Annotated in this window: 19 protein-coding genes; 10 read left to right on the forward strand and 9 right to left on the reverse strand. The window is 67.3% G+C overall.

Annotation, left to right across the window (positions count from 1 at the left end):
- Positions 1-58: 58 nt before the first annotated feature.
- Both FA702_RS11755 and FA702_RS11760 read right to left on the reverse strand, forming a co-directional pair.
- Positions 59-859 (reverse strand): response regulator, encoded by an 801-nt coding sequence (locus FA702_RS11755; protein ID WP_136956294.1) that lies wholly within the window; start codon positions 857-859, stop codon positions 59-61.
- A gap of 344 nt (positions 860-1,203) precedes the next feature.
- Positions 1,204-2,361 carry an N-acetyltransferase gene (locus FA702_RS11760; protein ID WP_136956295.1) on the reverse strand — a complete coding sequence of 386 codons (1,158 nt, stop codon included), beginning with the start codon at positions 2,359-2,361 and terminating at the stop codon, positions 1,204-1,206.
- A gap of 147 nt (positions 2,362-2,508) precedes the next feature.
- Between FA702_RS11760 and FA702_RS11765 the strand changes: the two genes are divergently transcribed.
- The gene (locus FA702_RS11765) at positions 2,509-3,600 is read left to right on the forward strand and encodes a fatty acid desaturase (RefSeq protein ID WP_136956296.1); all 1,092 of its coding nucleotides are present in this window, start codon (positions 2,509-2,511) and stop codon (positions 3,598-3,600) included.
- 44 nt (positions 3,601-3,644) lie between these two features.
- Here the strand turns inward: FA702_RS11765 and lptG are convergent, their stop codons facing one another.
- Both lptG and lptF read right to left on the reverse strand, forming a co-directional pair.
- On the reverse strand, positions 3,645-4,745 hold the full coding sequence (gene lptG / locus FA702_RS11770; RefSeq protein WP_136956297.1) for an LPS export ABC transporter permease LptG: 1,101 nt from the start codon (positions 4,743-4,745) through the stop codon (positions 3,645-3,647).
- On the reverse strand, positions 4,735-5,976 hold the full coding sequence (gene lptF / locus FA702_RS11775) for an LPS export ABC transporter permease LptF (protein ID WP_136956298.1): 1,242 nt from the start codon (positions 5,974-5,976) through the stop codon (positions 4,735-4,737). The genes lptG and lptF overlap by 11 nt, the downstream gene beginning before the upstream one ends.
- A 310-nt stretch (positions 5,977-6,286) precedes the next feature.
- Here lptF and FA702_RS11780 point away from each other — a divergent pair, with 310 nt between their 5' ends.
- Entirely contained in the window at positions 6,287-6,787 is a 501-nt protein-coding gene (locus FA702_RS11780) for a hypothetical protein (RefSeq protein WP_136956299.1), read from the forward strand.
- 19 nt (positions 6,788-6,806) lie between these two features.
- Here FA702_RS11780 and clpS read toward each other — a convergent pair whose 3' ends face one another.
- Together clpS and FA702_RS23190 are read right to left on the reverse strand one after the other, a co-directional pair.
- On the reverse strand, positions 6,807-7,175 hold the full coding sequence (gene clpS / locus FA702_RS11785) for an ATP-dependent Clp protease adapter ClpS (protein WP_255504808.1): 369 nt from the start codon (positions 7,173-7,175) through the stop codon (positions 6,807-6,809).
- A gap of 270 nt (positions 7,176-7,445) precedes the next feature.
- Complete coding sequence (locus tag FA702_RS23190) at positions 7,446-7,880, reverse strand: phasin family protein (protein WP_255504549.1); 435 nt, start codon at positions 7,878-7,880, stop codon at positions 7,446-7,448.
- Between FA702_RS23190 and FA702_RS23195 the strand changes: the two genes are divergently transcribed.
- On the forward strand, positions 7,879-8,496 hold the full coding sequence (locus FA702_RS23195) for a hypothetical protein (protein ID WP_255504550.1): 618 nt from the start codon (positions 7,879-7,881) through the stop codon (positions 8,494-8,496). The genes FA702_RS23190 and FA702_RS23195 overlap by 2 nt on opposite strands.
- Positions 8,497-8,578: 82 nt before the next feature.
- Here FA702_RS23195 and FA702_RS11795 read toward each other — a convergent pair whose 3' ends face one another.
- Positions 8,579-10,462 carry an alpha/beta hydrolase gene (locus FA702_RS11795; RefSeq protein ID WP_255504551.1) on the reverse strand — a complete coding sequence of 628 codons (1,884 nt, stop codon included), beginning with the start codon at positions 10,460-10,462 and terminating at the stop codon, positions 8,579-8,581.
- A 302-nt stretch (positions 10,463-10,764) separates the two neighbouring features.
- Between FA702_RS11795 and FA702_RS11800 the strand changes: the two genes are divergently transcribed.
- On the forward strand, positions 10,765-11,964 hold the full coding sequence (locus FA702_RS11800) for an LL-diaminopimelate aminotransferase (protein ID WP_136956302.1): 1,200 nt from the start codon (positions 10,765-10,767) through the stop codon (positions 11,962-11,964).
- Positions 11,965-12,029: 65 nt separating this feature from the next.
- On the opposite strand, the gene FA702_RS11805 is transcribed toward FA702_RS11800, so the two are convergent.
- Together FA702_RS11805 and FA702_RS11810 are read right to left on the reverse strand one after the other, a co-directional pair.
- Positions 12,030-12,398: a polymer-forming cytoskeletal protein gene (locus FA702_RS11805; RefSeq protein ID WP_136956303.1), complete on the reverse strand. Its 369-nt coding sequence runs from the start codon at positions 12,396-12,398 to the stop codon at positions 12,030-12,032.
- Between the two features lie 4 nt (positions 12,399-12,402).
- On the reverse strand, positions 12,403-13,563 hold the full coding sequence (locus FA702_RS11810) for a peptidoglycan DD-metalloendopeptidase family protein (RefSeq protein WP_370385466.1): 1,161 nt from the start codon (positions 13,561-13,563) through the stop codon (positions 12,403-12,405).
- Positions 13,564-13,848: 285 nt separating this feature from the next.
- Between FA702_RS11810 and FA702_RS11815 the strand changes: the two genes are divergently transcribed.
- From FA702_RS11815 to FA702_RS11840, 6 genes are all read left to right on the forward strand, one after another.
- Positions 13,849-15,126, forward strand: a complete 1,278-nt coding sequence (locus FA702_RS11815; protein WP_136956304.1) for a glutamate-5-semialdehyde dehydrogenase — start codon at positions 13,849-13,851, stop codon at positions 15,124-15,126.
- Between the two features lie 75 nt (positions 15,127-15,201).
- On the forward strand, positions 15,202-16,284 hold the full coding sequence (locus tag FA702_RS11820; protein ID WP_136956305.1) for an aldo/keto reductase: 1,083 nt from the start codon (positions 15,202-15,204) through the stop codon (positions 16,282-16,284).
- A 33-nt stretch (positions 16,285-16,317) separates the two neighbouring features.
- A complete protein-coding gene (locus FA702_RS11825) occupies positions 16,318-17,037 on the forward strand; it encodes a nicotinate-nucleotide adenylyltransferase (protein ID WP_255504809.1) in 720 nt (239 codons plus the stop codon).
- A 130-nt stretch (positions 17,038-17,167) separates the two neighbouring features.
- Positions 17,168-17,569, forward strand: a complete 402-nt coding sequence (rsfS, locus tag FA702_RS11830) for a ribosome silencing factor (RefSeq protein ID WP_136956307.1) — start codon at positions 17,168-17,170, stop codon at positions 17,567-17,569.
- A 57-nt stretch (positions 17,570-17,626) separates the two neighbouring features.
- Positions 17,627-18,052 carry a 23S rRNA (pseudouridine(1915)-N(3))-methyltransferase RlmH gene (locus FA702_RS11835; protein ID WP_136956308.1) on the forward strand — a complete coding sequence of 142 codons (426 nt, stop codon included), beginning with the start codon at positions 17,627-17,629 and terminating at the stop codon, positions 18,050-18,052.
- Positions 18,053-18,062: 10 nt separating this feature from the next.
- Positions 18,063-19,277, forward strand: a complete 1,215-nt coding sequence (locus tag FA702_RS11840; protein WP_136956309.1) for a murein hydrolase activator EnvC — start codon at positions 18,063-18,065, stop codon at positions 19,275-19,277.
- The last annotated feature ends 76 nt before the right edge of the window (positions 19,278-19,353 follow it).

Genomic DNA, 19,353 nt, shown 5'->3' on the forward strand with positions numbered 1-19,353 from the left:
CGCTACAAGGCAGGCCCGCCTCCTTGCGGAAACGGGCCTCCATCGCTCTTGCGCGGCCTCAGGCCAGCGGTTGGCTTGATCCGAAGAACAGCGCCTGGCTGATCGCCGCGCGCACCGTCGCTTCCTGGAACGGCTTGGTCACCAGGTAGGTCGGCTCGGGCCGATCCCCCGTCAGCAGACGTTCGGGATAGGCGGTAATGAAGATCACCGGCACGTCGGCGATGGCGAGGATGTCATCCACCGCGTCCAGCCCCGAACTGCCGTCGGCCAGCTGGATATCGGCCAGGACCAGGCCCGGCGTGTGGTCCGCCACGATCGCGCGCGCCTGCGTGCGCGTGGCCGCCATGCCGCAGACGTCGTGCCCCAGCGACCGCACCAGGTCTTCAAGCTGCATGGAGATCAGCGGCTCATCCTCGATGATCAGGACCGACGTGGCCGATTCCAGATCGATCTCGGCCACGGCTTCGCGCACGAAATCCTCGATCGCGGCTTCGTCGACACCCATGATCATGGCGGCTTCCGGCGTGGAGAAATCCTCCAGCGTCGTCAGCAGCAAGGCCTGGCGGTTCAAGGGCGTGATGGCCGAAAGGCGTTCCTGCACGGCCGCTTCATGCAGCCCGGCTACGCCGGCACCGGCGCGATCGCCGGTATCCACGAAACCGCTCGACCACACGCGGTGAAACGCATGGTACAGCTGCGGCCGGCCTTCGCCGATCAGCGCGCGCAGTTCGCCATCGGCCAGCGCCGCTTCCAGCGTGGCGCGCACGAAGGCGTCGCCGGTGGACTGGCTGCCCGTCAGCGCGCGCGCGTACCGGCGCAAATAGGGAAGATTGGTGGCGACCTTGGCACCCAATGACATGCAAATCCTTTCCCGATCGATCGGATATCGCCCCTAAACGCGCGTGCCTCGCATCTGGTTCCCGCCGGCATCGAACATGGTTTCTTGGCGCGGACTATTATGGATCAAAACAGTCGGAAATATTTTTCCATGGCCGGGAACCCGCCGCCGTGTAGCGCATTTATGTTATGTCACTGCCGAGACCCCCCTCCCGTCCAAGCGGCCGTGACACGATCCCTGAAGGCTCTCGCCGGTACCCCCGGCGAGAGCCTTTTTCCTTGATGACATTGTCAGCGCCGGTCCCGGATCGGAAGAACGGGGCCGAAAAACATCCGGCCGGACAACAACCGGGAGGCGGGCGGCGCTTACAGCGCCTTCTGGTAGATTTCGTATTCCTTGTTCACATGGCTGTCGATCGCGTCGGCAATGGCGATCATTCCCTGGTTGTCGTCCAGGATCCAGCCGATCTCGCCGCGGCTTGCGCCATAGTTGGCCACCGAATTGCGCCGGATGTACTCGATCATCATGAAGGCGAGCTGGCTGGCGAGGCGCGAGGCCTGCAGCCGTTTGCGCACGCCCATCAGCGGCACGCGCATCGTGCGCACCTTGGGCTTGCGCAGCCACAGCAGCAGCTTGATCCAGTTGAACGGGAACAGCTTGCCCTTCATCGGCCGGAGCACTTCGTTGAGATCGGGCAGCGTCATCATGAACGCGACCGGTTCGCCCTCGTATTCGGCGACCATGATCAGATCCTCGCGCACGATCGGCTTGAACTTCTTGCCGGCGTAGGCGATTTCGCGGTCGGTGAAGGGCACGAACCCCCAATTGTCGGACCAGGCATCGTTGAGGATGTCGAGAATCAGCGCTGCCTCAGCATCGAACTTGCTCTTGTCGACATTGCGGATGCGGATCTTCGGATTCTTCTCGCCTGACTGGACGATGCGCTGGATCAGCGGCGGAAACGGCTTCGAAATGTCCAGCTCATAGGTCTTGAGCGTCTTGGCCGGGGTATAGCCCTGCGCCTCGATATAGGTCTGGTAGCGCTTGGGCTGGTGCCCCATCATCACCGTGGGTGGATGATCGTGCCCACGCGTGAGCTGGCCCGGCTCCTCCCACACCGACATCGACAGCGGCGCGAGCACGCGCGTCATGCCCTTGCCGCGCAGCCAGTCTTCTGCGGTGGCGATCAGCGCGCGGGCGACGTCGCCGTCCTCCGCCTCGAGCAGCCCCCAGTTGCCCACGCCCGGCCCCATGCCCTGCTGCGGGTCCATCGCCAGCGCCAGATGATCGAGGTGCGCCGAGATGCGGCCGACGATGCGATCGCCACGCCGCGCGAGGAAGAACTGGACATCGGCATGGCCGAAGAACGGATTCTTCGCTGGATCGACCAGTTCCAGCGCTTCCATCCGCAGCGGCGGCACCCAGTTCGGGTCGTCGGCGTTGATCCGATAGGCAAGGTCCACGAAAGCCTCGCGCTCCGCCTTGCCGGAAACGGGAGTGATGACTACTTCGCCGTGAGCCACGATCTTGCCTTTGTTTGCGATTAGAGGGTCGTCACCGGCGACCTGCGGTTGGTCCCGGCAACTTGTCAAGCCGGACGGAGCGTGAGAGCCCGGCATCGAATCAGGAACCGGTTCCCAGGCCGGCCAGGGTCACTGTGGAATAAAGACATGATTGTTTCCGACATTCTCGAAAACCCGGCAGCCGCGCCGTCCGGCGTCGCCAGTGCGCGGAGCCTGGCCGGCACGCCTGACGACAAGGACATGCTGCGCGCCGCCGTGGACCTCACGCGCGATATCGCGACGGCCCGGCCCGGCATCTACTGGCCGGACATGCTGGCTTCGGCCGCGCTGGGCTATGCCGCGCTGGCGGGTGCGATCCTGGTGGCCAGCCCTTGGGCCGCGCTCGCCTGCGGCGCGCTCGCCGCGCTGGCGCTCTACCGCGCGCTGCTGTTCATCCACGAACTGACGCACATCCACAAGAATGCGCTGCCGGGCTTCCGCCTGGCGTGGAACCTGCTGGTCGGCATCCCGATGCTGACGCCCTCGTTCATGTACGAAGGCGTGCACACCCTGCACCACGCCCGCACGCGCTATGGCACGGCGGAAGATCCGGAATACTTGCCGCTGGCGCTGATGAAGCCGTGGTCGCTGCCGGTGTTCCTGATCTCGGCGATCCTGCTGCCGCTGGCGCTGCTGATCCGTTCGGGCATTCTGGTGCCGCTGGGCGTGGTCATCCCGCCGTTGCGGACGCTGGTGTGGGAACGCGCCTCGGCGCTGGCGATCAACCCCGCGTTCCGCCGCCGCCCGCCCGAAGGCGATTTCGCGCGGATGGTGTTCTGGCAGGAACTGGGCGCGTCCGCCTGGGCGATCTTCCTGCTCGGTTGGTCGGCCACGCACGGCTGGCGGCCGCTGGCGATCGGCCTGGCGGTGATTTCCGCCACGGCGGTGCTCAACCAGATCCGCACGCTCGTCGCCCATCTGTGGGAGAACGAGGGCGATGCCATGACCGTGACGGGGCAGTATCTCGATTCGGTCAACGTGCCGCCGCCGGCGCTGCTCGCGCCGCTGTGGGCGCCGGTGGGCCTGCGCTATCACGCGCTGCATCACCTGCTGCCCAGCATGCCCTACCATTCGCTGGGCGAAGCGCACCGGCGGCTGCGTGCGCATCTGGGCGGGGGATCGACCTACGAGCAGGCCAACTATCCGGGGCTGCTGCCGCTGGTCGGCCGGCTGGCACGCAGCACGATGGGCGCGCGCTGATACGTCGGAAAGGGCGCGAACCGTTCGCGCCCGCTTCCCCGGCGCTACTCTTCGGTTCGCACCAGCACGGTTTCGCCGATCAGCAGGAACAGGAAGAACGGCGCCCAGGCCGCGAGCAGCGGCGGGTATCCGCCGAAGTTGCCCATGGCGAGCGCGGCATTGTCCACCACGAAATAGGCGAAGCCCAGCGCCATGCCGCCGATCGCGCGGATGAACAGGTGGCCCGACCGGGCCAGGCCGAACGCGGCCGTGGCGCCCAGCAATGGCATCAGCAGTGCCGAAAGCGGCCCGCTGAACTTGTGCCACCACTTGCCGTCGATCTCGCCCGTGCGGAACCCGGCCGCGCGGATCGCCTCGATCGAGCGCGAGAGGTGCGTGACCGATTCGCCATCGGCATCGACGTTCTTGATGACCACCTGCACCGGCTCGACGCCCTGGGCATAGACCTGCGGCCCCGGCAGGTCGGTCTGCCGCGCGCTCTGCACGTCGAACGCCACCGGGCGGTCGAACCGCCACCCCGGCCTGGCGTAGCTGGCCGAAGGCGCGGTCACGATCTCGGTTACCATGCCGGTGGGATCGCGGCGAAACCAGCTCACGTCGCTCATGCGGATCGCGGCGCCTTCGCCGGCAACGGAACGCGCGAACAGGATGTTTTGCCCGTCCTGCAGCCACACGTTCGTCTTGACCCCGCTATCGATCGGAATCGGGCCATAGTCCGCCGCTTCCCACGCCTTCAGCGTGGCGGTGGAGCGCGCTACGACCCGTTCGTTGAACGCGAAGGTCACCAGCGAGGTCACGGCCGCCACCAGAAACAGCGGCGCCAGCACCTGATGGGCGGAAAGGCCGGACGCCTTCATCGCGATGACCTCGCTGTTCTGGTTCAGCGTCATCAGCGTGATGATCGTGGCGAGCAGCACGGAATAGGGCAGGAAGCGGCTGACCAGCTGCGGGAAGCGCAGGCTCACGTAGGTCAGCAGCTGGGCCTGCCCGTTGCCGGGCGCGGCCAGGATCGATCCGCTTTCGCTGAGCAGGTCCAGCATCTGCAGGACCATGACCAGCATCAGCAGCACCGCCACGATCCGCACCGCGAACATCTTGGCGATGTAGAGCGTCATCGTCCGCGACGGAAAGAACTCAAACTGCACCGGTCGTCTCCGCCTCGCTCGCCGCCGGCGTGGCGCGTTCGTGGCGCTGCGCGAACAGCTTGCCCACCGCGCCGGCCAGCTTGGCGAAGCCGCGCTCCAGCGCGCCGATCGGCTGACCGCCCGGCACGTAGGCCAGCCGCCAGTACATCCACACGATCAGCGCGGCGAACAGCAGGAACGGCCCCCACAGCGCCAGCGTCGGATCGATCCGACCCAGGCTGGCGACATCCTGCCCGTACTGGTTCACCTTGTGATAGGCCACGACCATGACAATCGACAGGAACACGCCGAGCGAGGAGGTCGATCGCTTGGGCGGCACCGCCAGCGCCACCGCCAGCAGCGGCAGCAGGACCATCATCACCACTTCCACCAGGCGGTAATTCAGGCTGGCCCGGCTCTCGTTGCGCATCTGCTCGGAATATTTGTCGTTCCAGCCGATCTTGAGCAGTTCGGGCAGGAAGTATTCCCGGTCCTCGTTGCCGCGCTGGCGGAACTGCTCGATCTTCGGCAGGTCGATCGGCAGGTCGTGGCTGGCGAACGAGAGCACGCGTGGCGAATTGATGCCCTTGCCTTCCTGCACGATCTGGCCGTCGGTCAGGCGCAGGATCACCGTGTCCGGGTTCTCGCGGTTGGCGAAGAAGCGGCCCTCTCGCGCCGAAACCACCAGCGTCTGCCCTTTTTCGGTCACGATCCGGGCGAAGATGCCACGCAGGTCGCGCCCCTCGTCGCGGCTTGAGTCCACGCGCAGCGCGGTCTTGTCCTGCAGCGAGTTGAATTCCCCGACCTTGATCGAGGCGCCGAGCGCGCCCGAGCGCAGCTCGAACTGGAGCTGTTCGTAGTAATAGCGCGAAAGCGGCTGGAGATAGCCGACGATCAGCAGGTTCACGGCCGCCAGCACGATCGCGAAGATATAGGGCACGCGCAGCAGCCGCGTGTAGGACAGCCCCACCGCGCGCATCACGTCGAGTTCGGAACTGGTCGCCAGCTTGCGGAAGGCGAACAGGATGCCCAGCATCAGGCCCAGGGGAATCGCCAGACTGGCGTATTCTGGCAGGAGGTTGGCCAGCATCTTGAACACGACGCTGACCGGCCCGCCTTCCGTCGCCACGAAATCGAACAGCTTCAGCATCTTGTCGAGCACAAGCAGCGACGCCGCGATCGCGAACACCGACAGCATCGGCACGATCACGAGCCGGGCAATGTAACGGTCTGTGGCGGTGAGAAATTTCACGTCTGGGGCGATCTTCGTCGTGCAAAATCCGGCGGGTCCAGCGTCCCGCATCGCCCCGACTAGCGGGGAAACCGTGCGCGCGAAAGTGCCAATCGCGGTGTTACGCTTTGGGAAAAACGTAACAAGGCGGTTGTCAGAACGCAGCGGCGGCGGAATAAACACGCCCGCATGGACCGAAGCCGGAAGCGGCGCCTGGCTTCTTCTGCATCCGATCCGGCTTCGTTGCGCCAGCGCAATGCCTGATGGCGCGGTTGCGCCGATGCGAGGGGCTGGCAGCGGACAGGGCCATGATCGCGGGGGATGGAACGTTGTGAACCAGCAGGCAACTGGAGCCGCATGGTGGAAGCGGCAACTGGCGCGCAATTGCGCGCAGCCGGACGATCTGCACCTTCTGGCGCGGCAGTGCGAACAACTGCATCCCGATGAACAGCATATCGGGTTCGAACAGGTGCTGCGCCTGCTCGCCGACGTTGGCCTTGCTCCAGGAGGGGGCCTTACTCCAGGAGGGGGCCTTGCTCCGGGAGGGGGTCTTGCCCCGGGAAAGGCGGCTCCGGGGCTGGCCAGCGCCGATCCGGTGATGCTGTGGGTCAGCCTGCTGGCGGATTCCGGGGCGTATGAAAGCGCGGCGATGGCGATCATGCCGTCCGACGCGGTCTATTCCGGCGGGCGCCGGGCCGATGGCCTGCACAGCGCGCAAGTGACTCTGCCCGGCGGGGCCGTCGCCGATTGCCGCGCCGCGCGCTCGCAGGCGATGGCCTGGCTGGCTGCTTTGCTCCGCGCGCTGGCGCACGCGATGCTCAAGCGGTACTGAGAGGACTACCCGTCGCGGGTCAGGCTTTTTCCAGCGTGCATTGCAGCGGGTGCTGGTTCTGCCGGGCGAAATCCATCACCTGGTTCACCTTGGTCTCAGCGATTTCGTAAGGGTAGACGCCGCACACGCCCACGCCCTTCTGGTGAACGTGCAGCATGACCCGCGTCGCCTGTTCCAGATCCATGTGGAAGAAGCGCTTGAGCACCATCACCACGAATTCCATCGGCGTGTAATCGTCGTTGAGCATCAGCACCTTGAACATGCTGGGCTTCTTGGGACGCGCGCGGGTTTTGGTGGCGATGCCAACCAGATCATCGCCATCGGTGCCGTGATCGCCGTTGCCGTCGTCACCGGGGCCGTCACGTACGATCAGATTGTGGTGCGACATGGCAAAGGCGGGCGCGCCGCCGCAAGGGACTGCGGCCGAGCCGGGCCGGCTTCCGGAAATCGAGACGGGGTCAAAGGCCATTGCAGTCCGAATATCGCATCGCGATGCCCCGGCGACAAGGGGGGCACCCCCGCTCATGCGCGAAAGAGGTTGCCGGGGGGTAAATGGCGCGACCGGCTGAAAACGCGAACGGACCGGCCGATCGCTCGGTCCGGTCCGTCACGGGAGAATTCGGTGCGGCGCGCGCAAGCACACGCCGCGAATCCGAAATCAGGCAGCCTTCTTCACCTTTTCGACCGCGAGCGAAACGCGGGTCGAGATCGGCTGGAACGCTTCGTTGGCGAGCTTGAGGAACGCTTCGCTGTTCTTCGAGCTGGTGGCGACGACCGCGTCGAACTGCTTGCGCAGCAGCGCGCTCTGCTTTTCGAAGAACTCGGTGGGCGACTTGGCCGAAGCGAGGTCCTTGATGTCGGCCGACATCGTTTCGAACGAAGCCTTGCCTTCGCTGACGTAGCCCTTGCCGAGTTCCTGCAGGCCCGAAGCGAGAATCTTGCCCGATTCGACCAGCGCTTCGACGTTGCCCTTGGCGAACTCGCCGGCTTCGCCGAACGCGCCCTGGCTCTTTTCGAAAGCAGCCTTGGCCTTCTCGGCGGCGTCCTTGAACGTGGTCTGCAGCTTGTCGGTGAATTCGGTGGTGGTAGCCATGATGAAAAGTTCCTTCCTGGGGGCCGGCGCGGCGGCGGCGGCGGGTTTCACGCTGGTCCGTATCGGCGCGGACTTTGCCGCAACCGGTTTGATGGCGGCGGGCTTGGCGGTGGCGGTCTTGACAGTGACAGGCCTGGTTGCCTTGACGACCGGTGCCTTTGCGACGGGCGTCTTGATCGCCGGGGACTTCACCGGCTTGGCTTTTACAGGCTTGGCAGCCGCTACCGGCTTCGGCGAAACCGAAGCCTCTGGCGCTTTGGTGGTCTTCGGGGCCAGTTTGGCCTTCTGGACCGGTGCCGGGGCTGCCGGGGCGGGCTTTTCCGCCTTCGGCGCCGCGACAGGCGCTGCCTTTGCCGCATCCTTGCGTGGGCGACCGGCCTTCCTCTTGGCGGGAACGGATTCGGTCACCACGGTCGTCTCTGCCACCGGCGCTTCGGGAACGGCCGTTGCCTTCCCGTCTTCAACGACGGGCGTTTCCACCGGAACGGAAACCGTTTCGGCAGGGGTGGTAACAGTGCTGTCCTTCACTTCGTCGGTCATGACCGAGGCGACTCCTGCTATGCGCAAAAAAGCCGGGGCACGGGGCACCGACTGCTTTGCTGCAATGCACAAATAGGCATCGCACGCGCGAAGTCAAGAATTTTTGTGCAGTGCACAATATCCGGAATGGAAGCAATGGATGGGGCGCTTCCGCCCGGTCAACGGCTCTTCACATAACTGCCGGGCGCGTCGCCAAACACCTTGTCGCCACGCCCGCCGGGCACCCGCCGGCCCCTGGCGGGAACGCGCGCATCGTCTTGGGCGACGATCCACGAAATCCAGTCGGGCCACCAGCTGCCCTTGGTTTCGCGCGCTCCGGCGATGAATTCCTCCAGCGTCGCCGGCGTGCCATCGTTGAGCCAGTACTGGTACTTGCCCGAGGACGGTGGATTGACCACGCCGGCGATGTGTCCCGATCCGGCCAGCACGAATTTCCACGGACCGGCCACGTGCCGCGTCAGCTTCCATACGCTTTCCGCGGGTGCGATATGATCCTCGCGCCCGGCCTGGATGTAGAGCGGGGTGGCGATGCGGTGCAGGTCGAGCGGCGTGCCGTCGATGACCAGCGAATCCGGCACGACCAGCCGGTTGTCGCGGTAGAGTTCGGTCAGGTAGGCCTTCTGCCACTTGAACGGCAGGTTGGTGGTGTCGCCGTTCCAGTGCAGCAGGTCGAACGCCGGGTATTCCTCGCCCAGCAGGTAGTTGTTGACGACGTAGCTCCAGATCAGGTCCCGCCCACGCAGCATGTTGAACGTCGCGGCCATGTAGCGCCCGTCGAGGAAGCCGTCGGTCGCTAGGCTTTCGAGCAACTGGAGCTGCTGGTCGTCGATGAAGTTCTTGAGGTCGCCGGCCTTCTCGAAATCGACCTGGGCGGTGAAGAACGTGGCCGACGCCACTTTGTCCGCCTCGCCGCGCCGGGCCAAGAACGCCAGCGTCGCCGCCAGCGTCGTCCCCGCCACGCAATAGCCGATGGCGTGGACCGCCGGCACCTTCAGCCGCGCGCGCACCACGTCGATCGCTTCCACCTGCGCGCGGATATAGTCGCCCCACAGCACCTCGGCCATCGCGGCGTCGGCCGATTTCCACGAGACGATGAACACCGACAGACCCTGTTCCACCGCCCAGCGGATAAAGCTTTTCTGCGGGTTGAGATCGAGGATGTAGAACCGGTTGATCCACGGCGGAAAGATCACCAGCGGCACCGCCAGCACGGTCTCGGTGGTCGGCGTGTACTGGATCAGCTGGAACAGCGGGGTTTCGTGCACGACCTTGCCCGGCGTCGTCGCCAGGTTGCGCCCCAGCTCGAACGCGTCAGGGTCGGTATGGGTCAACTGGCCCTTGCGCAGGTCGGTCAGCAGATGCTCCACGCCCTTGACCAGATTCTCGCCACGCGTTTCCAGCGTCCGTTCGATCACCATCGGGTTGGTCAGCGGGAAATTGGCCGGCGAAAGCGCATCGGTGACCACCTTGGTCAGGAACCGGATCTGTTCGTGGCGTTCGGGGGAAACTCCGGACAGATCGTTCGCCATCGCGTTGATCCGTTCGGCCAGCAGCAGATAGGTCTGGTGGATCAGTGCGAAGACCGGCTGCTCGCGCCAGCGCGGATCGGCAAAACGGCGATCCTTGCGGGGCAGGTCCGGCGCCCCGCTCTTGCGGGGCTGAAGCCCGCTGCCGTACTGCTCAAGGATCGCGCTCCACAGCGTGACGCTGTCTTCCCACAGCTTCGCCCGGGTATCGGGATTGGCCAACGGCAGGGCGCCGGCGATTTCGGACAGCCACTTGTTCCACTTCGCCTGCAAGCCTTCCGCGCCGCTGGCGCGGGCCAGAATCGATTCGCTCTGCCCCACCTGTTCCACGCCGAAATCCAGCCACATCTTCTGGAGCTTGGCGGCAGACATCGCCCAGTGCTGAAGGTCCATCGGATCGGGAACGTGGGCGTCGGCGGTGGGCAGGAACGGCGCGAACAGCGCCTGCATCGCCTCTCCCTGCTGGCGGAACAGGTCCTCGATCACGGCGGCGTCGGTGGTTTTGTCCTGCTCCATTCGCATTCCTTCCCGCTTTCGCGCCAAGCCGGCCACGCACGCCGGCCGGTTTGCCCCTGCCGCTTGTACCGATCTATACACCGCCCGCCGCCACCGTGAAGACTGTCGCTCCGCCCGCGCCTTCCGCGATCGTCCACTCCGGATCAATCCGTAGCAGTCTTGCCGCCTCGGCCCCACCCCCGTCGCGCCCCCTGTGCCGCCATACCCTGCGGCAATGGCGGCACTTGGGTTTCCACCCGCGCCGGATTGGCGTAAGGGCCGGGGAGCGGCAATCCCGCCGCGCCATCAAGAGTATCCCTGCCGTGGACGAAGAATTCTACCGCATGAAGCGCCTGCCGCCTTACGTCATTGCCGAAGTCAACGGCATGCGGGCCGCAGCACGCGCCGCCGGTAGGGACATCATCGACCTGGGCATGGGCAACCCCGATCTGCCGCCGCCCAGCCACGTGATCGACAAGCTGTGCGAAGTCGCACAGAAGCCCGATGCGCACGGCTATTCGGCCTCTTCGGGCATTCCCGGGGTGCGCAAGGCGCAGGCTAACTATTACGGCCGCCGCTTCAACGTCGATCTCGATCCGGAAACGGAAGTGGTCATGACGATGGGGTCCAAGGAAGGGCTCGCCAGCCTCGCCACCGCGATCACCGCGCCGGGCGATGTCGTGCTCGCGCCCAACCCCAGCTATCCGATCCACACCTTCGGCTTCATCATCGCCGGGGCCACGATCCGTTCGGTCCCGACGACACCCGACGAGCGCTATTGGGATTCGCTCGACCGGGCGATGAAGTATTCGGTGCCGCGCCCCTCGATCCTGATCGTCAACTACCCGTCGAATCCGACGGCGGAGACGGTCGACCTCGCGTTCTACGAACGGCTCGTGGCGTGGGCGAAGGAGAACAAGGTCTGGATCCTGTCCGACCTTGCCTATTCGGAACTCTATTACGACGGCAATCCCACGCGCTCGATCCTCGAAGTGCCCGGCGCCAAGGACGTGGCGGTGGAATTCACCTCGATGTCGAAGACGTTCTCGATGGCCGGCTGGCGCGTCGGTTTCGCCGTGGGCAACGCGCGCCTGATCGCCGCGCTGAAGCGGGTGAAGTCCTATCTCGATTACGGCGCGTTCACGCCGATCCAGGCCGCTGCCTGCGCCGCGCTCAACGGGCCGCAGGATATCGTCGAGAAGAACCGCCAGCTCTACCAGAAGCGGCGCGACGTGATGGTCGAGGCGTTCGGCCGCGCCGGATGGGAAATCCCCAGCCCCCGCGCGTCGATGTTCGCCTGGGCGCCGCTGCCGCCCGCGCTCAAGCACCTCGGCAGCCTCGAATTCTCGAAGCAGTTGCTGACCCATGCCGAAGTCGCGGTCGCTCCCGGCGTCGGCTATGGCGAGGATGGTGAAGGCTTCGTGCGCATCGCCATGGTCGAGAACGAACAGCGGCTGCGCCAGGCCGCGCGCAACATCAAGCGCTACCTGACCAGCATGGGCGTCAACGTCACCGCTGCCTGATACGCTAGTCTTCGATCATCCCGCGTCCCCATGGACGCAGGGATGATCGGGGATGGAAACCAGGATCAGCTGACCAGCGTGAGCGTCGATTCGCCGGCCGGCGCGGCGCGCGGCGCGAAGCGGCCATCGACCTGCGCGCCCTGTTCGATCGTCAGCGCGTCATAGCTAACGTCGCCGTGGATGCGCGCGGTGCGCAGGATCACCAGTTCGCCAGCCTCGATCGCGCCGTGGACCGTGCCCGAAAGCCGCGCGCTTTGCGCCTTGACCGCGCCCTCGATCACGCTCGCCTCGCCCTGCACCAGCGCGGCGCAGGCGATGTCGCCCTTGACGCGCCCGTCGATATGCAGGTCCGCCGTGGCGACGACGTCACCCGTGACGACGAGGTCCGCGCCCAGGATCGAGAAGGTCGCGCCCGCGCTGTTGCGGCTGGCCATGGTGCTAGCTCCGGTTGCCGGCCGGCCGGCCGGCGCGGCCTTCCTGGAAAACATTCTGTCTTGCCTCCAGAAACGGGCGCGGATTGACCGGCTGGTCGTTGATCCGCACTTCGAAATGCAGGTGAGGGCCGGTGGAACGGCCGGTGCTGCCGATCTGCCCGATGACGGCGCCGGCCGCAACCTTTTCCCCCACGCGCGCGCCGATGCGCGACATGTGGGCGTAGCGGGTCATCAGCCCGTTGCCGTGGCTGACTTCCACGCAGTTGCCATAACCCTGGCGGATGCCGGCGAAGCTGACGGTGCCGGCGGCGGCGGCATAGATCGGCGCGCCGACCGGTCCGCGGAAATCCAGACCGGCGTGGAACGCCGCGCCGCCGGTGAAGGGATCGCTGCGATAGCCGAAGCCGCTCGAGATGTATTCGAGGCTGGCGGGCAGCGTGTTGGGAATGCGGGCCAGGCCGTCTTCCAGGCCGCTCATCCGCTCAAGGCTGGCGCCCAGCCGCGCGAAGCGCGGATCGACATCGTTGCCGGGGCCGGTGACCAGCCGGATCAGCGGGCCGCCCTGCGCGCCGCGGTTCGACGCCATGATCATCGAGGGGTTGAGCCCGACGCGGCGGATCGCGGTTTCGGCGCGCGCGGCGCGGGCATCGGCAAAACGGGTGAGCTTTTCGATGAAGGCCAGCTGGCGCGCCTCGATCCGCGCGAGCCCTGCGGCCTCGGGCAGTTCCATCGAAATCTTCTTCACGGTCTTGCCGGCTTCGGCGCTGCTGTCGCTGACCGTGCCCTTGGGCAGATCGTTGGGCAGTGCGCCGACGTGGCTTTCGACCATCTTCTCGATGAAATCCTGCCGCTTCTGCAGGTCGTCGGCCACTTCGCCCAGGCCGTTGCGGTACTTGGAAACGCGCGTTTCGGCCGAAGCGACGGCGGCCTCGCGCTGGAGCAGCCGTTCACGGTCGCGCGCGTCGAGATAGCGCGAGACCAGCATCGTCACCATCATCGCCAGCCACAGGCCCAGCGCGGCGGCGATGGCGGCGGCCACGATCATCTGGAGCCGGCTGGTTATCCGGATGAAGCGGACCTGGCCCTGCGAACGCATGAAAAACTCGCGTTCGGGAAACCAGCGCTTCAGCCGGGCGACTAGCCCGTCTCTGGCTGTTGCTGACACGTGTGACGACCCCCGGTGCGGCATCTCTGGCTTTATCTTTGCTGTCCCTGCGGATGCGCCGGAAGGACGCGGCCGATTACCGGCGCGCAGGGCGCAGGTCGAATCCGATCCCCCTTTGCCGGGTTGAATCGTGCGAGTCCTTCGATGAAGCGTTGGCACTGTGTGATTCCGGCAACGAATCGTTTCGATTCGCCGTGCTGGCGGCCGCGACTCGCCAAGACATCCGGCACGCGCAGGACTTCGATGCGGGCTGACAGGGGGCCGGGCGCGTGGTAGGGCGCGCCCATGTCCAGCCAGCCCCAGATTTCCGCCGATTCCGTGATCGATCTCGTCGAAGGGCTCGCCCGTGCCGGCCGCGTGGCGCAGCGCGTTCTGGCGCGGATGCCGGCACCGGCGAAGGAACAGGCGCTGCGGCTGGCGGCGGCGGCGCTGCGCCGCGCCGAACCGGAGATCCTCGCCGCCAACGCGCGCGATGTCGCCAGTGCCGAAACCAATGGCCTGTCCGGCGCGCTGCTCGACCGGCTGCGGCTCGATTCCGGCCGGCTGGCCGCGATGGTCGAGGCGGTGGAGCAGGTCGCCGGCCTGCCCGATCCGGTGGGCGAGGTGATCGACAGCGCCACGCGGCCCAACGGCATGGTGCTGCAGCGCGTGCGCGTGCCGATCGGTCTGATCGGCATCATCTACGAAAGCCGCCCCAACGTGACGGCGGACGCCGCCGCGCTCTGCGTGCGCTCGGGCAACGCCGTGCTGCTGCGCGGCGGCAGCGAGGCGGTGCATTCCAACCGCGCGATTCACCAGGCGCTGGTCGCCGGGCTGACCGAAGCCGGCGTGCCCGCCGATGCGGTGCAACTCCTGCCCACGCAGGACCGCGCCGCCGTGGGCGCGATGCTGACGGCGGCCGGCCTGATCGACATGATCGTGCCGCGCGGGGGCAAGAGCCTGGTCGCGCGCGTCCAGGCCGATGCGCGCGTGCCGGTGCTGGCGCATCTCGACGGGATCAACCACACTTACGTCGACCACGCCGCCGATCCGGCCCGCGCGGCGGCGATCGTGTTCAACGCCAAGCTGCGCCGCACCGGCGTGTGCGGGTCGATGGAAACGCTGCTGATCGACGCGACCTATCCCGATCCGCACGGGCTGATCGCGCCCCTGCTCGACGCCGGGTGCGAATTGCGCGGCGATGCCCGCGCCCGCGCCATCGATCCGCGCATCGGCCCCGCCGGGGCGAACGACTGGGACACCGAATACCTCGACGCGATCCTGGCGGTCGCGGTGGTCGATGGGCTGGAGGAGGCGCTGGGCCATATCGCGCGCCATTCCTCGGGCCATACCGACGCGATCGTGACCGAGGACCAGGCCGCCGCCGACCGCTTCCTGTCCGAAGTGGACAGCGCGATCGTGATGCACAACGCTTCCAGCCAGTTCGCCGACGGCGGCGAATTCGGGCTGGGCGCGGAGATCGGCATCGCCACCGGGCGGCTGCACGCGCGCGGGCCGGTGGCGCTCGAGGGGTTGACCACCTACAAGTGGCTGGTGCGCGGTTCGGGCCAAATCCGGCCCTGATCGCCCTATCCCCCTTCGACAAGCGCGAGGCCGACCGCTAGGTTGGCCGCAAACCCGAAGGCAGAGGATTCTTCCATGCGTACCAACCGTTTCGGCAATACCGGCCTGATCGTTTCGGAGCTGTGCCTGGGCACGATGACGTTCGGCGAATCGCAAGGCCGGTTCGGCCCGATCGCGGGACTGGACCTGGCGGCATCGACCGCGCTGGTGCGCCAGGCGATCGACGCCGGTATCAACTTCATCGATACGGCCAATGTCTATTCGGAAGGCCGGTCCGAGGAAATACTCGGCCAGGCGCTGCGCGATCTGGGGGTGAAGCGGCCCGACGTGGTCGTCGCCACCAAGGCCATGGGCACGATGGGGCCGGGGCTGAACGAGGCCGGCGCCTCGCGGTTCCACCTGCTGCACGAGATCGACGCCAGCCTGGCCCGGCTGGGCATGGACCATGTCGATCTCTACCAGATCCACGGCTGGGACGCGCTGACCCCGATCGAGGAAACCCTGCGCGCGCTGGAAGACATCGTGCGCAGTGGCCGCGCGCGCTATATCGGCGTCAGCAATTGGGCGGCCTGGCAGATCATGAAGGCGCTGGGCATTTCGGAGCGGCTCGGCCTCGAGAAGTTCGCCTCGCTGCAGGCCTACTACACCGTCGCCGGCCGCGATCTGGAGCGCGAGATCGTGCCGCTGCTGCAAAGCGAGGGGCTGGGCCTGATGGTGTGGAGCCCGCTGGCCGGCGGGCTGCTTTCGGGCAAGTACACCCGCGCCACCGACGGCGGCAACAGCGGCCCCAACCAGGGCGATGGCCGCCGCGCGGTGTTCGATTTCCCGCCGGTGGAACTCGATCGCGCCTATGACCTGATCGAGGCGATGCAGGCCATCGCCGCTGGAAAGACCGCAGCCGGCAAGCCGGCCACGGTGGCGCAGGTGGCGCTCGCCTGGCTGCTCTATCAGCCGGTGGTGACGACGGTGATCGTCGGCGCCAAGCGCGCCGACCAGCTGGCCGACAACATCGCCGCCTGCGAGGTGGAACTGACGGCGGACGAGCTTGCCCGGCTCGATGCCCTCTCGGCCCTGCCGCGCGAATACCCCGGCTGGATGTTCGCCATGCAGGGCGCCTATCGCGCCAAGGCGGCCTCGCCCCGGCGCGTGGCGCGCTAGGCGAATCGGCGGAGTTCCGTTCTGACCGGTCCGATTCCTTCCCCCCGCGTCGGCCCGACCCGAAGCGGTCTGCCCCGAATCGGCCTTCTGGGCGGCAGCTTCAATCCCGCCCATGGCGGCCACCGCCGCATCAGCCTGTTCGCGCGCGAAGCGCTGGGGCTGGACGAGGTGTGGTGGCTGGTCTCGCCGGGCAACGTGCTGAAGCCGGAGCATGGCATGGCCCCGCTGCCGGCGCGCTATTGTTCGGCGCGGGCGGCCGCGCGCCGCGCGCCGATCCGCGTGACCGCGATCGAGGCGCGGCTGGGCACGCGCTATACCGTCGATACGCTGGCGGCGCTGCGCCGACGCTACCCGAAAAAGCGCTTCGTCTGGCTGATGGGGGCCGACAATCTGGCACAGTTCCACCGCTGGAAGGACTGGCGGCGGATCGCGCGGGAGACGCCGATTGCGGTTATCGCGCGTCCGGGCTATGATGCACCCGCCTTGGCGAGCCCCGCCACGGCCTGGTTGCGCCGCTGGCGCCGGCGGCCCGGACAGTTGATTGACGGCGCAAAGCGGAGCGCCCCGGCGCTGACGATCCTGCGTTTCGATCCCGATCCTCGTTCGGCCACGGCCATTCGTGCCGCCGATCCGGAATGGTTTCGCCGCTTCGTCGACGCGGAGCCGTTCGATGCCCTCACGCATCGGCCGGTCGTTCTGCAAACCGGCCCATCCTCCGGCATCACGCGCTTCGGCGGGGCAGGAAAGCCCTGAGCCGCGGCGTACTTCCCTTGCGGTCGGTCGCCGGGATTCCGGCGGTCCGGCCCGTTTCGGCGTCCGGACGATTGACCGGCGCCCGCTTCCTTTTCATTGACAATCCAGCCACGGAGACCATCTCACCGCGATGACAACTGTCCAGACCATTCCGGCCCAGGCCGGGGCCGCCACTTCCAGCTCCGGCGCCAAGGCCAAGCCGGCATCGCTGCACGATCTCGTCCTGCAATCGCTGGATGACGATCAGGCGCAGGAAATCGTCTCGATCCCGCTCGAAGGCAAAAGCTCGATCGCCGATTACATGGTGATCGCGTCCGGCCGTTCGACGCGGCAGGTCGCGGCGATGGCGCAGAAGCTGGCCGAACGGATCAAGCAGGGCGGTTACGGCAACGCGCGGCTGGAAGGCCTGCCTGCCGCCGACTGGGTGCTGATCGACGCCGGCGACGTGGTGGTCCACCTGTTCCGCCCGGAAGTGCGCAGCTTCTACAACCTCGAACGCATGTGGGCGTTCGGAGACGCGGGCGCGGCCTAAGCACGCGCGCTCGCCCTTCCGTCAGGAGGGGAAAGAGCGTTCCCGATCGGAAATCGGATGCTGCTGCACATCATCGCGCGCGGGAAGATCGGGCGCTCGCCCGAGGCCGAGTTGGTCGACCGCTATGCCAAGCGCGTCGCCTGGGGCCTCAAGGTGACCGAACTGCCCGATCGCGGCGGCACAATCCCGCCGCCCGCGGCCACGCCCGTCCGCACCGTCGCGCTCGACGAGCGCGGGCGCCAGCTCACCTCGACCGAGTTCGCGGGCATTCTCGGCCGCTGGCGCGACGATGGCGTGCGCGAGACGCGCTTCCTGATCGGCGCGGCGGATGGGCACGACGCGGACTTGCGCGACAAGGCCGATCTTCTCCTCGCCTTCGGCGCGGCGACCTGGCCGCACATGCTGGCCCGCGCCATGCTGGCCGAGCAATTGTGGCGCGCCACCAGCATTATCGCTGGCCATCCCTACCACCGCGAAGGATAAGCGCCGCGTCATGACGTCGCGCACGCTTCTTCTCGCCACCATGGCCGCGCTGGCCGGCGTGTTAGGCTGGCAGCTTGCCGTGGCACAGCAGGCGGCGCCGTTCGACGATGCCGGGCAGGCGGGCGACGCGCTGCGCCAGGCAACCCGCGAACTGACGATGGCGCGGGCACGCGGCGAACAGCTGGAGGCGGAAGCGCGCAAGGCCACCGAAGCGGCCGACCGCACCGCGCGTGAAACGGCGGCGGTGGCCGCGCGCATCCAGCAGTCCGAAGCCGAAATCCAGGTGGCGCAGGCGAAGATCGCGCTGATCGACCGCCAGCGCGAAGCGCTGCGGCTGCGCATCGCCGCGCGGCAGGAACCGGTGGTGCGGCTGACGGCGGCCCTGCAGCTCATGGCGCGCCGCCCGCTCGCGTTCAGCCTGATGCGCGCCGATACCCTGCGCGATACCGTCTATCTGCGCGCGGTGCTGGAAACGATGCTGCCCGAAGTGCGGCAGCGCACCGCCGGGCTGCGGCAGGAAATCGTGCGCGGCCGCGCCTTGCAGGCCAGCGCGCGGCTGGCCGCCGACCAGTTGCGGCAAGGCGAACAGGGGCTGACCGCGCGGCGCCAGCAGCTTGTCGCTCTCGAAAGCCGCCAGCGCATTGAATCGCGCGCCGCGCAAGGCACGGCCAGCCGCGAGGCGGACCGCGCGCTCGCGCTGGCCGAACAGACGCGCGATCTGCGCGCGCTGATGGACCAGCTGCAGGCCGATGGCTCGCTGCGGCAGAGGCTGGCCGCGCTGCCCGGCCCGGTGCCGCGCCCCGAACGGCCGGGCGATGCCCTGATGGTGGCCGATACCGGCCCCACGCCCACCGCTTCGGCGGCGCTTTCGTGGATTCTGCCGGTCGGCGGGCGGATCGTGACCGGCTTTGGCGAACGCGGCGCGGGCGGGCTGTCTTCCGGCCTCACCTTCGCGCCGGTCGGGGGCGCGCAAGTGGTCGCGCCGGCCGCGGGCCGCGTGGCCTTCGCCGGCCCCTATCGCGGCTATGGCCGGATCGTCATCATCGAACACGATGGCGGCTGGACCTCGCTCGTCACCAATCTCGGCCGGCTCGACGTGAATGTGGGCGAAACCGTGGTGCAGGGCGCGCCGCTGGGCGCGGCCGGGCCGGGCCGTCCGACGATGACGGTCGAACTGCGCAAGGATGGTGCGCCGGTAAATCCGCTGCAGGCGCTGCGCGGATGATGATCCCCGCATGACAATCACCGCACCGCGCCATCTGGCGTTCATCGCGCCGCCGCTATAGAACGCCGCCCCATGG

The sequence above is a fragment of the Novosphingobium sp. EMRT-2 genome, assembly GCF_005145025.1.
GTDB lineage: Bacteria > Pseudomonadota > Alphaproteobacteria > Sphingomonadales > Sphingomonadaceae > Novosphingobium.

What these genes read in the sequence shown, in the direction of transcription:
- FA702_RS11815 (WP_136956304.1), top strand. Translation starts at nt 13,849, where the DNA reads ATGTCCAGCCAGCCCCAGATTTCCGCCGATTCCGTGATCGATCTCGTC.
- FA702_RS11840 (WP_136956309.1), top strand. Translation starts at nt 18,063, where the DNA reads ATGACGTCGCGCACGCTTCTTCTCGCCACCATGGCCGCGCTGGCCGGC.
- FA702_RS11795 (WP_255504551.1), bottom strand. Translation starts at nt 10,462, where the DNA reads ATGGAGCAGGACAAAACCACCGACGCCGCCGTGATCGAGGACCTGTTC.
- clpS (WP_255504808.1), bottom strand. Translation starts at nt 7,175, where the DNA reads ATGTCGCACCACAATCTGATCGTACGTGACGGCCCCGGTGACGACGGC.
- FA702_RS23195 (WP_255504550.1), top strand. Translation starts at nt 7,879, where the DNA reads ATGATGAAAAGTTCCTTCCTGGGGGCCGGCGCGGCGGCGGCGGCGGGT.
- rsfS (WP_136956307.1), top strand. Translation starts at nt 17,168, where the DNA reads ATGACAACTGTCCAGACCATTCCGGCCCAGGCCGGGGCCGCCACTTCC.
- FA702_RS11765 (WP_136956296.1), top strand. Translation starts at nt 2,509, where the DNA reads ATGATTGTTTCCGACATTCTCGAAAACCCGGCAGCCGCGCCGTCCGGC.
- FA702_RS23190 (WP_255504549.1), bottom strand. Translation starts at nt 7,880, where the DNA reads ATGGCTACCACCACCGAATTCACCGACAAGCTGCAGACCACGTTCAAG.
- FA702_RS11835 (WP_136956308.1), top strand. Translation starts at nt 17,627, where the DNA reads ATGCTGCTGCACATCATCGCGCGCGGGAAGATCGGGCGCTCGCCCGAG.
- FA702_RS11805 (WP_136956303.1), bottom strand. Translation starts at nt 12,398, where the DNA reads ATGGCCAGCCGCAACAGCGCGGGCGCGACCTTCTCGATCCTGGGCGCG.
- FA702_RS11820 (WP_136956305.1), top strand. Translation starts at nt 15,202, where the DNA reads ATGCGTACCAACCGTTTCGGCAATACCGGCCTGATCGTTTCGGAGCTG.
- FA702_RS11755 (WP_136956294.1), bottom strand. Translation starts at nt 859, where the DNA reads ATGTCATTGGGTGCCAAGGTCGCCACCAATCTTCCCTATTTGCGCCGG.